The organism is Pseudomonas sp. Root569 (genome assembly GCF_001427465.1).
Taxonomy (GTDB): domain Bacteria; phylum Pseudomonadota; class Gammaproteobacteria; order Pseudomonadales; family Pseudomonadaceae; genus Aquipseudomonas; species Aquipseudomonas synxantha.
In genome coordinates this window covers 409,183-423,360 of the sequence record NZ_LMGQ01000023.1, presented here as the reverse complement: position 1 = coordinate 423,360, position 14,178 = coordinate 409,183, and the positions used below count along the sequence as shown (strand labels likewise).

Genomic DNA, 14,178 nt, shown 5'->3' with positions numbered 1-14,178 from the left:
TCAGCCAATCGCGGCCGGTCGGTATTGCAAGGCTTCCGCCAAATGATGGCGGGCGATGCCGTCTACTTGCTCAAGATCCGCTAGCGTGCGCGCTACCTTGAGCAGCCGGTGTGCGGCGCGCAGGGATAGCGTCAGGCGTTCACAGGCGGCCTCCAGCCAGGTTTCATCGGCTTTTGCCAGCTGGCAGTGTTCGCGCAGCCGCGGCAGGTCGAGAAACGCATTGGCACAGCCCTGGCGTTGTTGCTGACGCTCGCGGGCTTGCGCTACCTGGGCGGATGCCTGAGCGGTGGTTTCGCCGATCTGTTGGGAGGGGTTCAGCGCAGTGGTCTCCCGGGCCACCGTCAGGTGCAAGTCAATGCGGTCCAGCAACGGCCCGGAGAGCTTGTTGCGATAGCGCTGGATCTGCTCCGGCGTGCACCGGCAACGCCCACTGGGCTCACCCATGTAGCCGCAAGGGCAGGGGTTCATCGCCGCGACCAGTTGAAAGCGTGCCGGGAAACTCACCCGGTCACGGGCTCGAGAGATCACGATATGCCCAGACTCCAATGGCTCGCGCAGCACTTCAAGCACCTTACGATCAAACTCCGGCAGTTCATCCAGGAACAGCACCCCGTGGTGGGCCAGGGTGATTTCCCCCGGTTGTGGCTTCGAGCCGCCACCCACCAGCGCCGGCCCGGATGCCGAATGGTGCGGTTGCCGGAACGGGCGGTTAGGCCAATGGCTCAGGGGCTGGAGGCTGACCACGGATTGGATCGCTGCCACTTCCAGGGCTTCCTGCTCGCTTAGCGGCGGCAGCAAACCCGGTAGCCGGCTGGCGAGCAGGGTCTTACCGGTGCCCGGGGGGCCACTGAACAACAGGTTATGCGCACCGGCCGCGGCGATCAGCAGCGCACGCTTGGCCGCCAATTGGCCCTGTACCTCACTCAGGTCCGGGTAGGGTTTGTTCAAATACAGCAGGCCGTCGGATGTGTACGGTTCAATCGGCACGTGTCCATTCAGGTGCGCCACCACCTGCAGCAAATGATCCACGGCAATCACTTTCAATCCAGACGCCAGGCAGGCTTCCTCGGCATTGGCTCGGGGCACTATCACGGTGCGCCCAGCCTTGCGCGCTGCCAGTGCTGCCGGCAGCACGCCTTTCACCGGCCGCACCTCGCCGGATAGCGCCAGCTCTCCCAGGCACTCCACCTCATCGAGCATCAACGCCGGCACCTGCACGCTGGCCGCGAGGATCCCCAGGGCAATCGCCAAATCAAAACGCCCGCCGTCCTTGGGCAGGTCGGCGGGCGCGAGGTTGAGGGTGATGCGACGTGCTGGGTATTGCAGCGCCGAATTCAGGATGGCACTGCGCACGCGGTCTTTGCTCTCTTTCACCGCCGTCTCCGGCAAACCCACCAGTGTCAGTGATGGCAGGCCATTGGCCATATGCACCTCGACGGTGACGGCAGGGGCTTCGACGCCGACCTGGGCGCGACTGTGGACGATGGCGAGGGACATGCTCGTTCCTTGAAAGGGAGGGCCGCTTCCTGCGGGTTCTTCAAGGGTAGACGAGGTGTGGGAGAGCGAGGCGGGGGAGGTTTTACAGAACGTATCCATAGTGCGATGCAAAACAAATGTGGGAAGGGGCTTGCCCCCGATGGCGATGCATCAGCCAATATTAATGGTGACTGACACACTGCTATCGGGGGCAAGCCCCCTCCCACATGGATTGCGTTTATTCAGTCGATGTTGGTGTCAGCCGCGCTTCCAGTTCCGCCACTTTGGCCTCGAGGCTCTCCAGTCGCGCACGCGTGCGGGCGAGCACCACCATCTGGCTATCGAATTCTTCGCGGCTGACCAGGTCGAGCTTGCTGAAACCACTTTGCAGCAATGCCTTGAACTGGCTTTCGATTTCATTGCGGGGCAGCGGGGTGTCGCCGCTGAACAGGCGAGAGGCGTGGCCGCTCAGGGCGTCGAGGAAGTCTTTGGGCGCGAGCATGGGAAATATTCCGGAAAACAGTTGGCCGGCAGTGTATCACGCAGCGTCTATAGTCTTTTCACGTCCCCGCTGCGCACGCTTTTCGCGCAGTGGGGCGGGCAGTCGCGCACTGTTTTGATGCGCATTGCCGCCGCTCAAACGCCCCGAGGGTGGGCACAAGTGGGCAAAGGACTGTTTTCAGTGGTTTTTACGGAGCTGGCAAGGTTTCTGCTTAGACGATCATGACCCATGCACTGACGCAGTCGCTGTGACGAATGCAGTGCGCCGAGGGATCAGGGGGTAAAGGTTTCGTCACCAGTGGTTCGCTGGCGTCGTGACGGCATATGCCGAGGCGACGATGCGTTACAAAGCCAGGCGCTGCGCTTAGACTTGAGACGGGTTTGTTTTCCTGGGGCAAGTCCACCAATTCGGGAGAGAGTTTTCATGAAGCTAGTCACTGCCATCATCAAGCCGTTCAAGTTGGACGATGTACGCGAGTCACTGTCCGAGATCGGCGTGCAGGGCATTACCGTTACTGAGGTCAAGGGCTTCGGTCGGCAGAAGGGTCATACCGAGCTGTATCGCGGCGCGGAATACGTGGTCGATTTCCTGCCGAAGGTGAAGATCGATGTCGCCATTGACGACAAGGATCTTGACCGGGTTATCGAGGCGATAACCAAGGCGGCCAACACCGGCAAGATCGGTGACGGCAAGATCTTCGTGGTCAATCTGGAACAGGCTATTCGCATCCGTACCGGCGAAACCGATACCGACGCAATCTAAGCCGCCAAACCCCAACGCCCCAGGAGAAAACAATATGACTCTGCGTAAATTCGCAGGGCTCGGAGCCCTGCTGTCCATCGTAATGCCAGGCCTGGCCATGGCGGCAGATGAAGTGGCTGCTCCAGTCCTCAACTCCGGCGACACGGCCTGGATGCTGACCGCCACGGCACTGGTGCTGTTCATGACCATCCCTGGGCTGGCGCTGTTCTACGGCGGCATGGTCCGCTCCAAGAATATTCTGTCGGTGATGATGCAGTGCTTTGCCATCACTGGCCTGATCAGCATCCTGTGGGTCGTCTACGGCTATAGCATCGCGTTCGATACCACCGGTATGGAACAGGGCGTGGTCAATTTCAATTCCTTCTTCGGCGGCATGGGCAAGGCGTTCCTGGCGGGTGTCACCCCGGCCAGCATTACCGGGCCTGCGGCGCTGTTTCCGGAAGCGGTGTTCATTACCTTCCAGATGACCTTCGCCATCATCACCCCGGCGCTGATCGTCGGTGCTTTCGCCGAGCGTATGAAGTTCTCCGCGATGCTGATCTTCATGGCGATCTGGTTCACCCTGGTCTATGCGCCGATCGCGCATATGGTCTGGAGCGGCAACGGTGGCCTGATGTGGGACTGGGGCGTGCTGGACTTCGCCGGCGGCACCGTCGTGCATATCAACGCCGGTGTGGCTGGCCTGGTGGCGTGCATCGTGCTCGGCAAGCGCAAAGGCTTCCCGACCACGCCAATGGCCCCGCACAACCTGGGCTATACCCTGGTGGGCGCCGCCATGCTCTGGATCGGTTGGTTCGGCTTCAACGCCGGTTCCGCTGCGGCGGCCAACGGCACTGCGGGCATGGCGATGCTGGTGACCCAGATCGCCACCGCCGCTGCGGCGCTGGGCTGGATGTTTGCCGAGTGGATCACCCACGGTAAACCAAGCGCACTGGGGATCGCCTCGGGCGTGGTGGCCGGCCTGGTCGCTGTCACACCAGCCGCTGGCACTGTGGGGCCGATGGGCGCCTTGGTGATCGGCCTGGTCGCCGGTGTGGTGTGCTTCTTCTGCGCCACCAGCCTCAAGCGCAAGCTCGGCTATGACGACTCCCTGGATGCCTTCGGCGTGCACGGCATCGGCGGTATCGTCGGTGCGATCCTCACGGGTGTGTTTGCAGCCCCCGCCCTGGGCGGTTTCGGCACCGTGACCGACATTGCTGCCCAGGTCTGGATCCAGTGCAAAGGCGTCGGCTTCACCGTTATCTACACGGCGATCGTGACCTTCGTCATCCTCAAGGTACTGGACATGGTCATGGGCCTGCGGGTCACCGAAGAGGAAGAGGCGGTTGGCCTCGACCTGGCGCAACACAACGAGCGCGGCTACAACTTGTAAGCAAATGAAAAAAGATGCCCGGCTTGCCGGGCATTTTTTTGCCTGGCGTTTGTCTGTGGCTAAAGGTACGTGGGTTTTTGTCGACTTTGTGATGGTATCCACACGGCACTTTCAAGGGTGCAAATGTCTTACAGCTATGAAGGCGTATTCGGCGCTTTGTTTTTTCACAGAGCACGCTAGAATGCGCGCCGATGGGCGGAGAACTGTATGTGGCGACAGACCCTGATTACCCTGCGGGCCAAGCCCCGGGGCTTTCATCTGGTAACGGACGAGTTGCTTGCCGGCTTGCCTGAATTAAAGGCGTGTCGTTTGGGCCTGTTGCATCTGTGGCTGCAGCACACCTCGGCCTCGTTGACTGTTAACGAGAATGCCGACCCGGCGGTTCGCCGTGACTTCGAGCGGTTTTTCAACCTGCTGGTGCCACAAGGTGGCGCAGGGTTTGAACACAACGACGAAGGTCCGGATGATCTGCCGGCGCACTTCAAGGCCAGTCTGCTGGGCTGCCAGCTGAGTTTGCCGGTCAAGGCCGGCCGCTTGGCGATAGGGACCTGGCAAGGTGTTTATCTGGGCGAGCACCGTGATCATGGCGGTGCTCGTAAAGTCCTCGCCACCTTGCAGGGTGAAGAGGCATAAGCCACTGGTTATCCGGTGGATGTTGATTTTTTTCCGGCGACCTCGACAGAGGGTGAAGCTGGGCTATAACTAATCTGCTTTTCGCAAGTCATGAGGTAGAACATGAGCGACGATGATCTGGAACAAGACGACCTCGAAGTAGGTGATGAAGACGAAACCGAAGAAGGTCTTGAAGTAGCAGCGGAAGACGTTGCTGACGATGTCGATGAGAGCAGTGTCGATGAGGCGAGCCCCAAAGCCAAAGGCAAAGCCAAGGCTGCGGTCTCGGTAGACGAGCTGCCGAGCGTTGAAGCCAAGAACAAAGAGCGCGATGCCCTGGCCCGTGCGATGGAAGAATTCCTCGCTAAAGGCGGCAAAGTGGTCGAAGTCGAGCCCAACGTGGTGGCTGATCCACCGAAGAAGCCGGACAACAAGTACGGCAGCCGACCCATCTGAGTCTGCCTCCTGCTTGCCGAAAAAGCCCGCCGTCGCTGCGGGCTTTTTCACGCCTTATGATTTATCCGAGCCTTGTGGTGTTCTAAATGTGGGAGGGGGCTTGCTACCGATCGCGGTGTATCAGTTGCCACATGTGCTGGCTGAACCACTGCTATCGGGAGCAAGCCCCCTCCCACATTTTGATCTGCGGTGTTACTGCCAGCTCTGCAGCAACTGCGGCAACTCCGTCAGGCTACGAATCTCTGCATCCGGACGCTTTGATGCTTCCCACACTTTGCCCGTCGGGTTAAACCACACCGCCCGCAGCCCCGCCTGCTGTGCGCCGGCGATGTCATCTCCAGGGTGATCGCCCACATGCACTGCCGCACTGGCATCCACGCCGCCCCGCTGCAACGCCTCTTCAAACAAGCGAGCATCGGGCTTGGCGATGCCGATATCTTCGGCGCGCAAGGCAAAGTGAAAGTAGTCCGCCAAGCCCACGCGCTGCACGTCCGCGTTGCCATTGGTGATCACTCCCAGCAAAAAGTGCTGGCGCAGCGCTTTGAGCATCGGCTCGGCCTCCGGGAAAACGGTGAGCTGGTGGCGTGCATGGATAAACGCTTCAAAGCAGACATCCGCCATCTGCGCAGCTTCTGGTTGGGGATAACCGGCTTCCTCGAACGCATGCACCAAAACACGATGTCGCAACAGACTGATGCGGTGTTTGAGTTCAGGATGGCGCTGCAGTACTTGCTGGCGCAGGCTGGCGAAATGCTCCAGGGGCAAGTCCCCGACCTTGGAGGCGTTGACCGCCAGCCATTCGCGCATCGACGCTTCGGCGCTGATGATGACAGGTACGTTGTCCCAGAGGGTGTCGTCCAGGTCGAAGGTGATCAGCTTGATGCTCATAAGTCGCTGCCCTTGATGCGTTTGGCCCGTGGATGGGCGCTGTCATACACCGTTGCCAGGTGCTGGAAGTCGAGATGGGTGTAGATCTGCGTGGTCTTGATATCGGCGTGGCCGAGCAGTTCCTGCACGGCGCGCAGATCCTGGGAGGACTCCAGCAGATGGCTGGCGAAGGAGTGGCGCAGCATATGTGGATGCAGGTTCTGTCCGAGTTCCCGCGCACCGGCGGCCTTGACCCGCAGCTGAATCGCCCGTGGTCCCAGGCGTCGGCCCTGCTGGCTGACAAACACCGCATCGTCCTCAGGATTGGTCAACAGGCGCAGCGGCAGCCATAGCTCGAGAGCTTCCCGGGCCTTCCTGCCGACTGGCAGCACGCGGGTTTTGCTGCCTTTGCCGAGGACTTGCACCAGGCCATCTGCGAGGTCCAGTTGATCGAGGTTAAGGCCGGTCAGCTCCGACAGGCGCAGGCCCGAGGAATAGAACAGCTCAAGGATCGCCTGGTCGCGATGGGCCAGGAAGTCATCTTCCACGGCGCCATCGAGCAACTGCAGGGCGCGGTCGGTATCCAGGGTCTTGGGCAGGCGTCGTTCGCCTTTGGGCGGGGACAGGCCATTGGCCGGGTCGTGGTCGCACAAGCCTTCGCGATTGAGGTAGTGGTAGAGGCCACGCACCGCCGACAGCAAGCGAGACAAACTGCGCGAGGACTGGCCTTGCTGGTGCAGCCGTGCGATCAGACTGCGCAGGGCCTGGATATCCAGGGCCTTCCAGCTGCTGATGTGCTGTTTTTCGCAATAGGCCAGGACCTTGTTCAAGTCCCGACGATAGGCTTCGAGGGTGTGGGGCGACACCTGGCGCTCGTTGCGCAGATGAGCGCAGTAGGCGTCCAGTTGCCGCTCCATGGTCAGCGCACCGCGCGCAGGGTGGTGGTGTGGCGTGGCAGGACACGGCCCAGCACTTCTGCGATGTAGGTCAGGAACAAAGTGCCCACCGAGCTCTTGTAGTGTGCGGGGTCGCGGCTGGCAATGGCCAGTACGCCGTGTAAGCCCTGATGGCTGAGGGCAATGACTGCGGTAGAGCCGATCTGCTTGCGCTGTTCGGCCCCGAACAGGAAGTCCAGTTCATGTTCGCGCAAGGTGCCGCTGACGGTCTTGCCTTCGGAAAGCAGGCCACCGATGGCCGTCTGCGCCTCGCCACCTGTGACCCAGCGCCCTACCGGCATTGGGTTATCGCTGAACAGGATCAGGCTTACAAAAGGCACCTGGAAATCCTCGCGCAGGCTGTCTTCCACGGCGATCACCGTTTCTTCCAGGCTGGCGGCGTCCATCAGGGTCAGGATCAAGCGGCGGGTCTTGTCGAATAAGCGGTCATTGTCGCGGGCCACGTCCATCAGATGGGAGAGCCGATGGCGCATTTCGATATTGCGCTCGCGCAGGATCTTCATCTGCCGCTCCACCAGCGACACGGTGTCACCGCGCTGGTGGGGGATACGCAGGGCCGGCAGCAACTCTTCATGCTCTACGAAGAAGTCCGGATTAGCCTCAAGGTACGCCGCGACAGCAGCGGCCTCCAGGCTTTCACTCGGGGTAGCGTGTGCGGGTACTTGAGGCTTATCGGTCATTGGCTTGGCTCACTCATAGACGGACCTGTCCTTCGTATACACGCGAGGCCGGCCCGGTCATCATTACCGGGTGGCCTGGGCCTGCCCACTCGATGGACAAGCGTCCGCCGGGCAGGTCGATCAGCAGCGGCGAATCCATCCACCCCTGGCTGATCGCGGCCACGGCAGCGGCGCAAGCGCCGGTGCCGCAAGCCTGGGTTTCGCCGGCGCCACGTTCCCATACGCGCAATTGCGCACGGGTACGGTCGATCACCTGCAGGAAGCCCACATTGACCCGTGCCGGAAAGCGCGGGTGATGTTCGATCTTCGGTCCCAGTTCGTGTACCGGGGCGTTATTGATGTCGGTGACCCGCAGTACTGCATGGGGGTTACCCATGGACACGGCAGCGATATCCACGGTCTTGCCATCCACATCCAGCGGGTAACTGAGGGCCTGCTCGGTGGCCTGGAACGGAATATCCGCCGGCACCAGGCGTGGCGCGCCCATGTTGACGCTGATCTGGCCGTCACTGCGGATATCCAGTTCGATCACACCGCCTTTGGTCTCGACACGAATCTGGCGCTTGGCGGTCAGGCGCTTGTCGAGCACAAAGCGCGCAAAGCAGCGCGCACCATTGCCGCACTGTTCCACTTCGGAACCGTCGGAGTTGAAGATCCGGTAGCGGAAATCCACCTCCGGGTTGCTCGGCGCTTCAACCAGCAGCAACTGGTCGAAGCCGATACCGGTGTGGCGATCGCCCCACTGTTTGGCGTGCTTGGGCAGGATGTGCGCGTGCTGGCTGACCAGGTCGAGGACCATGAAGTCATTGCCCAGCCCGTGCATCTTGGTAAAACGCAGCAGCATGGCTTACTCCGGCAGCAGGCTTTCGCCAGCATACAACTGGGCTACCGTCTCGCGGCGACGCACTTCAAATGCTTGATCACCGTCCACCAGCACCTCGGCGGTACGCCCGCGGGTGTTGTAGTTGGAACTCATGACAAACCCGTAGGCACCGGCCGAATGCACGGCCAGCAGGTCACCTTCTTCCAGGGCCAACTGACGATCCTTGGCCAGGAAGTCGCCGGTCTCGCAGATCGGGCCGACGATGTCATAGGCGCGGGCAACGCTTGCGCGAGGCGTCACGGCGGTGACATTCATCCAGGCCTGGTACAGCGCCGGGCGGATCAGGTCGTTCATCGCCGCATCGACGATGGCGAAATCCTTGTGTTCGGTGTGCTTGAGGTACTCGACCTGGGTCAGCAGTACACCAGCGTTGGCGACGATATAACGGCCCGGCTCGAACATCAGGGTCAGGTCGCGGCCTTCAATGCGTTCGCGCACGGCCTGGATATAGTCGGCGATCGCCGGTGGTTCTTCATCGCGATAACGCACGCCCACGCCACCACCCAGGTCGATGTGGTGCAGGTAGATGCCGCACTCGCCCAGGCGGTCGATCAGCGCCAGCAGGCGGTCGAGCGCATCCAGGAAGGGTGGCAGGGTGGTCAGTTGCGAACCGATATGGCAGTCGACGCCCAGCACTTCCAGGTTCGGCAGTTGCGCGGCGCGGATGTACACGTCTTCGGCGTCGGCGATGGCGATGCCGAACTTGTTCTCTTTGAGACCGGTGGAAATGTAAGGGTGGGTGCCGGCGTCGACATCCGGGTTGACGCGCAGGGAGATCGGCGCGAGAACGCCCATTTCGGCGGCAACGACCTGCAGGCGCTCCAGTTCGTCGGTGGATTCGACATTGAAGCAATGTACGCCGACTTCCAGGGCGCGGCGCATGTCATCGCGGCTCTTGCCGACCCCGGAGAACACGATCTTGTCAGCCTGGCCGCCGGCGGCCAGTACGCGTTCCAGCTCGCCACGGGACACGATGTCGAAACCGGCGCCCAGGCGCGCCAGGACATTCAGCACGCCCAGGTTGGAGTTGGCCTTGACCGCGTAGCACACCAGGTGCGGTACGCCGTAGAGCGCGTCGGTGAACGAGCGGTATTGGGCTTCGATATGCGCACGGGAGTACACATAGGTCGGGGTGCCAAACTGCTGGGCAATCGCGGACAACGCCACGCCTTCCGCGAACAGCTCGCCGTCCCGGTAGTTAAAAGCGTCCATAAGTGTCCCTTAGTAGGTGTCGTGCTTATGCGCTTTTGACGGCTTTTGCGACGATTGCGCCTGTTCATTCGGGTCTTTGCTGTCATCGGGAAGGTACAGCGGGCCTTTTTGACCACAGGCACTGACGAGACAGGCGACCGCGACGAGCGCAGCAAGGGAAGAGATCAGGCGCTTCATGGCGAAATCCTTGAATATGCATTAATTGCGCCCGAGTATACCGACCACCCGCCAGCTTGCCTATGCGCCGCAATACCCGTCCGGCGGGGGTTTGCCGAGATGACTGGGAAGCGGGTTACGCTGTTAGAGCATATTTCGTACTGCCGTCTGTAATGAAATCGGTATCCTTTGCAATCGGCGAAGCGCGTCCGTATCGTGCGGCGCTTGAGCAAAACCAGACACTTTTGAGGTTGCCACGATGAGTTTGACCGAAGCCCGTTTTCACGACCTGGTGGATACCACCCAGGAGAAGCTGGAAGATATTTTCGACGACAGCGGCCTGGATGTGGATCTGGAAAGCTCGGCCGGTGTGCTGACCGTCAAGTTCGAGAGCGGCCAGCAACTGATCTTCAGTCGCCAGGAACCACTGCGTCAGCTGTGGCTGGCGGCGCGCTCCGGTGGCGTTCACTTCGACTACGACGAAGAAAGCGGCAAATGGCAGTGCGACAAGAGCGAAGAATTGTTGGGCGAGATGCTCACCCGCCTGATCCAGGAATATACCGGCGTCGAGCTGGACTTTGATGAGTTGGGGCAGGACGAGATCTGACCGTGACCCAGCCTGCACCTGTACGCCCGCCCAAGCCGCTGTTCAGTAATGTCAGCCCGGCGGTGCCGTCACCTTGTATCAGTTTGTGTCGCCTGGACGAACAGAAGGTCTGCCTCGGCTGCTTCCGCCATGTGGAAGATATCCGCGAATGGCGCTCTGCCGACGATGCGCGGCGCCGGGTGATCTGCGCCGAAGCCGAACAACGCAAGGCACGCGCCTGACGTTGTCTTGTTTATTTGTGTCGCTGTGGTAGTGTCCGGATACACCTCAACTCACCGAGGTCCGTGAGAACCCCGCCTTTTCCTGGCGGGGTTTTGCTTTTTTTGTGCAGAAAAAAGGAGTCTGCCTGAATCATGACCGCACCTTCCATCATTCTTACCCGTCTCGACGTGCAGCGTCTTGAGCAACTGATCGACCGTGAAGGCGAGGACTCGCCGGGCGTCGAAGCCCTTCAACACGAACTCGACCGCGCCGAAGAAGTGGTTGGCCACGATGAAGTGCCTGCAACTGTCGTGACCATGAACTCCAGTGTGCACTGCCGTGAGCAAGGCAGTGGCAAGGACTACCACCTGACCCTGGTCTACCCCAAGGACGCGAATGCCGACGAAGGCAAGATCTCGATCCTCGCGCCGGTGGGCAGTGCCTTGCTGGGCTTGCAAGTGGGCCAGCATATCGACTGGCCTGCGCCGGGCGGCAAGACACTCAAGCTTGAACTGCTCAACGTCGAAGGCCAGCCCAAAGATGGCGGCGCCTTCACGCTCTAGACCTGATCCAGCGCCGCATTGAGTGACTGTTCCAATTCTGCCTTGTAGCGCAGGTACAGATTGCTCGGGCTCTGCACGTCCCCCAGCAGGCCCGACAAATCCAGATCGGTGATATAGCAGCGGTATCGTTCGGTTTCCTGGCGTTGCGCGACGATCTCCCGGGCTACCACGGCAAACAGTTGGTCGCCGAATTCCAGCTCGGAAAATTCCCGCTGATTGCAGTACAACGTAATCCCCACCTGGCCCGGCGCGCCCTTGCCGATAATCGCCTGCACGTCATAAAACGGCTTGTCGGCAGGATTTTGCGGGGCTGGCCTTGGCTCGACGCGGCGCGCGCGGGAGTTGCCTGAGGGCATTAGCTGGTAGTACAGGGTATGAATCTCACCCAGGGGTGGCTGCGCGTCCAGGGACGATAACGCCTCCCGGCGGTAAAGGGTCGATTGCAGGAAGCGCTGCAGTGGCGCCAGCAGACTCTGTTCATCGTGGAATGGCAGGCGCTGCTGCCAGAGGGCATTGAATTCGTCGAGCACGTACAGCTCGGCGAAGCCTTCGTTGACCCGATAGAACACCTGCACACAATCGGCTTGGCCCATGGGTAGCAGCAGCGCCAGGTCGTGGTCTTCCAGGGCCATGGCGTCCAGGTGCCACGGGCTGTAGCTGGCCAGTTCCTCACTGAGGTAGGCAATCAGCGCGTCCTGTGTGGGCAGCGGCACATGAGTGGCCTGGCCCGGTGTCAGTTCCATCACGTGATAGTGCTGCTGCACCTGAAGCAGGTAGCGGTGATTGCCCTGGCTGAGCAGCAGGTTCTGCGCAGTGTCGAATACCTCCTCCACACGCTGGGCAATGAACTGCGCACGGTTGTGACAGAAGCAGCGCACCCGCAGCCGTGGCAGATGGTCCGACGGCAGTTGGTTGAGGTAGTCGCGCAGGCAGTCGAGCAGCGCGTGGGGGCCGTCGTAGCGGCTGACCATCACCTCGTTCCAGCTATTGAGCGTGACCTGGTCCAGGGTCAGCACCAGGTTGTCGCGTACACCGGCATAGCTCAGGGAGTCGGTGCGCTCGGTGGTCATCAGGATATTCAGCTCACGATGATGTTTGAGCGGATCAACGCCGACGTTGATCAGCAACAACACTTCTTCCGGCACTGCCGGACGCAACAGGCGGACTTCATCGACGCTGGCCAGGGGCAGGGCGATGGTCTGCTGCAGGCTGCCCAGCAGGTTGAACAGCTCGAACTCGGTCATGTCGCTGGTGCCTGGGTGCAGCGCCAGGCGGGTACTGCTGTCGATTACCCCGTTGCGGTGGCACCAGGTAAGCATTTCCAGCAGGTCGCGGCTGCGTTTGATCGGCGCGAAGTGCTCCCATTCCAAGGCCGTGAGGTTGCCGTTATACAAGCCCCAATGGTACTGGCCAGTTTCCTTGCGGTTGGGCGACTGCACCAGTGTCAGGGTATCTTCGGCCAGGTCGGGAGCAATACCGGGGTTGATGAACTCAACCTTGCCGGCCTTGCGCTCAAACGCTGCATATAGGCGCCGGCCCAGCACATTGAGGTCACGCTTGTTTATCAGGCTGACGGTCTGTTCGGTACGGGCGAACTGGGTGAGGAAGCGGTAACTGTAGTTCAGCTCATTGACCAGGGCACGGCGTTCGGAAGCGACCTGGCGCACTTTCCACTGGCTGCGGCTGTCCAGCAGGGCCAGTTGGCGTTGGTCCCAACCCCACTCAAGAGCGAGGCGCTCGAGCAGCAGCCGTTGCCAACCGGTAGTGCGCTGGCCGACGCTGAGCCTGCGGTTGACCTTCAGGTACAGGCTGCGTCGCACCAGTTCCAGGCGCTCTGGCTCGTTGCGAGCCTTGAGGTACTCCTCGATGCGGCGGTAGACCATGATGTAAGGGTCCAGCTCATCCAGATCGACCTGGTTGGCGAACACCGCCTGTTTAAAACGCAGGCTCAGGCATTGCACGTTTGGGTGTTCGCTGGCGTAGACCTCGGTCAGCAACAGCTTGAGCACCGACTTGTAGGGGGATTCGATGCCTTTGAACAATTGCCACAGCCCGGCACCCATGAACTCGCCCGGCGGGATGTGGGCCAGGTGGCCAAGGTCTAGGGTCTCGTCGGCGCGGATGAAACGCTTGGACATCAGTGTGTGGGTAAATTCGGCGTAGCGGCTTTCTTCATACACCGGCACCAGCCACCAGATCGGCGTGCGCCCGGCCAGCCATATGGCGGTGCGGTAGAACTCGTCCAGCAGCAGGTAGTGCTGGGTGGTGCCGCAATCGTCGGAACTCAGTTGCGTGTCGCGCTCACCCAATACGAAGCGCGTCGGCTCGATCAAAAAGAAATGCGCTTCGGCGCCCATGCCCAGGGCCCAGACCTCCAGCAATTGGCACTTCTTGCGCAGCTCGGCCAGTTCGTTGTCGTTCAGATCGGGCGCATGGCACACCCACACATCCATATCGCTTTGATCGGCCTGGGCCAGCGTGCCGAGGCTGCCCATCAGAAATAGGCCGTGGATCGGTCGGGGCGGGTTGCCGTGGCGGGGCTTATAAGAGAATGAGCGGGTCAGGCGCTGGGCTTCGGTCAGGGCTTGATCGTCAGGTTCGAAATTCGACAGCCCGGCCGGGGTGGTGCTGGAGACGTAGCCAGGTAACAACGGGTGATTGACGTGGAAAAATAGCGGGAGGAGGGTCAGCACGCTTTGCTGGCGCGGGGTCAGCCCCTCGACGGCACGGGCCATGCGCTCTTCATTGAGTGCCATGAAGCGCGCGCGCAACTGGGTCAGCACCTTGCGGTCGATGCCTTCGTCCAGGTCGGGGCGGATTTCATGGGTGCGGGTCATGTCGAACTCGGCGGCTCGCAGGGCCCGACATGGGCG

Annotated in this window: 16 protein-coding genes; 7 read left to right on the top strand and 9 right to left on the bottom strand. The window is 61.1% G+C overall.

What is annotated here, in order from left to right:
- Both ASD70_RS17515 and ASD70_RS17510 read right to left on the bottom strand, forming a co-directional pair.
- Complete coding sequence (locus ASD70_RS17515) at positions 1-1,497, bottom strand: YifB family Mg chelatase-like AAA ATPase (protein WP_056847025.1); 1,497 nt, start codon at positions 1,495-1,497, stop codon at positions 1-3.
- A 217-nt stretch (positions 1,498-1,714) separates the two neighbouring features.
- Positions 1,715-1,978 carry an accessory factor UbiK family protein gene (locus tag ASD70_RS17510; RefSeq protein ID WP_046070065.1) on the bottom strand — a complete coding sequence of 88 codons (264 nt, stop codon included), beginning with the start codon at positions 1,976-1,978 and terminating at the stop codon, positions 1,715-1,717.
- A 423-nt stretch (positions 1,979-2,401) separates the two neighbouring features.
- On the opposite strand from ASD70_RS17510, the gene glnK reads away from it, so the two are divergent.
- The 4 genes from glnK (at position 2,402) to sutA (ending at position 5,180) form a co-directional block, all read left to right on the top strand.
- Positions 2,402-2,740: a P-II family nitrogen regulator gene (gene glnK / locus ASD70_RS17505; protein ID WP_002555808.1), complete on the top strand. Its 339-nt coding sequence runs from the start codon at positions 2,402-2,404 to the stop codon at positions 2,738-2,740.
- A 34-nt stretch (positions 2,741-2,774) separates the two neighbouring features.
- Entirely contained in the window at positions 2,775-4,112 is a 1,338-nt protein-coding gene (locus tag ASD70_RS17500) for an ammonium transporter (protein ID WP_043046900.1), read from the top strand.
- 207 nt (positions 4,113-4,319) lie between these two features.
- Positions 4,320-4,745: a secondary thiamine-phosphate synthase enzyme YjbQ gene (locus ASD70_RS17495; RefSeq protein WP_056847024.1), complete on the top strand. Its 426-nt coding sequence runs from the start codon at positions 4,320-4,322 to the stop codon at positions 4,743-4,745.
- A 102-nt stretch (positions 4,746-4,847) separates the two neighbouring features.
- The gene (sutA, locus tag ASD70_RS17490) at positions 4,848-5,180 is read left to right on the top strand and encodes a transcriptional regulator SutA (RefSeq protein ID WP_043046902.1); all 333 of its coding nucleotides are present in this window, start codon (positions 4,848-4,850) and stop codon (positions 5,178-5,180) included.
- 192 nt (positions 5,181-5,372) lie between these two features.
- On the opposite strand, the gene ASD70_RS17485 is transcribed toward sutA, so the two are convergent.
- Genes ASD70_RS17485 through lptM form a run of 6 tightly spaced genes read right to left on the bottom strand, consistent with a single transcriptional unit; the run spans position 5,373 to position 9,955 of the window.
- Entirely contained in the window at positions 5,373-6,068 is a 696-nt protein-coding gene (locus tag ASD70_RS17485) for an HAD family hydrolase (RefSeq protein ID WP_043046903.1), read from the bottom strand.
- A complete protein-coding gene (xerC, locus tag ASD70_RS17480) occupies positions 6,065-6,964 on the bottom strand; it encodes a tyrosine recombinase XerC (RefSeq protein WP_056847023.1) in 900 nt (299 codons plus the stop codon). The genes ASD70_RS17485 and xerC overlap by 4 nt, the downstream gene beginning before the upstream one ends.
- 2 nt (positions 6,965-6,966) lie before the next feature.
- Positions 6,967-7,683, bottom strand: a complete 717-nt coding sequence (locus ASD70_RS17475) for a DUF484 family protein (RefSeq protein ID WP_043046905.1) — start codon at positions 7,681-7,683, stop codon at positions 6,967-6,969.
- Between the two features lie 13 nt (positions 7,684-7,696).
- Entirely contained in the window at positions 7,697-8,527 is an 831-nt protein-coding gene (gene dapF / locus ASD70_RS17470; RefSeq protein WP_043046906.1) for a diaminopimelate epimerase, read from the bottom strand.
- 3 nt (positions 8,528-8,530) lie between these two features.
- A complete protein-coding gene (gene lysA / locus ASD70_RS17465) occupies positions 8,531-9,778 on the bottom strand; it encodes a diaminopimelate decarboxylase (RefSeq protein WP_046070061.1) in 1,248 nt (415 codons plus the stop codon).
- 9 nt (positions 9,779-9,787) lie between these two features.
- A complete protein-coding gene (lptM, locus tag ASD70_RS28475; RefSeq protein WP_003195417.1) occupies positions 9,788-9,955 on the bottom strand; it encodes an LPS translocon maturation chaperone LptM in 168 nt (55 codons plus the stop codon).
- A gap of 238 nt (positions 9,956-10,193) precedes the next feature.
- On the opposite strand from lptM, the gene cyaY reads away from it, so the two are divergent.
- The 3 genes from cyaY (at position 10,194) to rnk (ending at position 11,305) form a co-directional block, all read left to right on the top strand.
- Positions 10,194-10,541 carry an iron donor protein CyaY gene (gene cyaY / locus ASD70_RS17460; RefSeq protein WP_056847022.1) on the top strand — a complete coding sequence of 116 codons (348 nt, stop codon included), beginning with the start codon at positions 10,194-10,196 and terminating at the stop codon, positions 10,539-10,541.
- Between the two features lie 2 nt (positions 10,542-10,543).
- Complete coding sequence (locus ASD70_RS17455; protein ID WP_046070059.1) at positions 10,544-10,762, top strand: DUF1289 domain-containing protein; 219 nt, start codon at positions 10,544-10,546, stop codon at positions 10,760-10,762.
- Between the two features lie 132 nt (positions 10,763-10,894).
- The gene (gene rnk / locus ASD70_RS17450; protein ID WP_046070058.1) at positions 10,895-11,305 is read left to right on the top strand and encodes a nucleoside diphosphate kinase regulator; all 411 of its coding nucleotides are present in this window, start codon (positions 10,895-10,897) and stop codon (positions 11,303-11,305) included.
- Here the strand turns inward: rnk and ASD70_RS17445 are convergent.
- Positions 11,302-14,142 (bottom strand): class I adenylate cyclase, encoded by a 2,841-nt coding sequence (locus tag ASD70_RS17445; protein ID WP_056847021.1) that lies wholly within the window; start codon positions 14,140-14,142, stop codon positions 11,302-11,304. The genes rnk and ASD70_RS17445 overlap by 4 nt on opposite strands.
- Positions 14,143-14,178: the final 36 nt, after the last annotated feature.

What these genes read in the sequence shown, in the direction of transcription:
- sutA (WP_043046902.1), top strand. Translation starts at nt 4,848, where the DNA reads ATGAGCGACGATGATCTGGAACAAGACGACCTCGAAGTAGGTGATGAA.
- ASD70_RS17495 (WP_056847024.1), top strand. Translation starts at nt 4,320, where the DNA reads ATGTGGCGACAGACCCTGATTACCCTGCGGGCCAAGCCCCGGGGCTTT.
- cyaY (WP_056847022.1), top strand. Translation starts at nt 10,194, where the DNA reads ATGAGTTTGACCGAAGCCCGTTTTCACGACCTGGTGGATACCACCCAG.
- ASD70_RS17475 (WP_043046905.1), bottom strand. Translation starts at nt 7,683, where the DNA reads ATGACCGATAAGCCTCAAGTACCCGCACACGCTACCCCGAGTGAAAGC.
- ASD70_RS17510 (WP_046070065.1), bottom strand. Translation starts at nt 1,978, where the DNA reads ATGCTCGCGCCCAAAGACTTCCTCGACGCCCTGAGCGGCCACGCCTCT.
- rnk (WP_046070058.1), top strand. Translation starts at nt 10,895, where the DNA reads ATGACCGCACCTTCCATCATTCTTACCCGTCTCGACGTGCAGCGTCTT.
- xerC (WP_056847023.1), bottom strand. Translation starts at nt 6,964, where the DNA reads ATGGAGCGGCAACTGGACGCCTACTGCGCTCATCTGCGCAACGAGCGC.
- lysA (WP_046070061.1), bottom strand. Translation starts at nt 9,778, where the DNA reads ATGGACGCTTTTAACTACCGGGACGGCGAGCTGTTCGCGGAAGGCGTG.
- glnK (WP_002555808.1), top strand. Translation starts at nt 2,402, where the DNA reads ATGAAGCTAGTCACTGCCATCATCAAGCCGTTCAAGTTGGACGATGTA.
- ASD70_RS17500 (WP_043046900.1), top strand. Translation starts at nt 2,775, where the DNA reads ATGACTCTGCGTAAATTCGCAGGGCTCGGAGCCCTGCTGTCCATCGTA.
- ASD70_RS17515 (WP_056847025.1), bottom strand. Translation starts at nt 1,497, where the DNA reads ATGTCCCTCGCCATCGTCCACAGTCGCGCCCAGGTCGGCGTCGAAGCC.
- lptM (WP_003195417.1), bottom strand. Translation starts at nt 9,955, where the DNA reads ATGAAGCGCCTGATCTCTTCCCTTGCTGCGCTCGTCGCGGTCGCCTGT.
- ASD70_RS17445 (WP_056847021.1), bottom strand. Translation starts at nt 14,142, where the DNA reads ATGACCCGCACCCATGAAATCCGCCCCGACCTGGACGAAGGCATCGAC.
- ASD70_RS17485 (WP_043046903.1), bottom strand. Translation starts at nt 6,068, where the DNA reads ATGAGCATCAAGCTGATCACCTTCGACCTGGACGACACCCTCTGGGAC.
- dapF (WP_043046906.1), bottom strand. Translation starts at nt 8,527, where the DNA reads ATGCTGCTGCGTTTTACCAAGATGCACGGGCTGGGCAATGACTTCATG.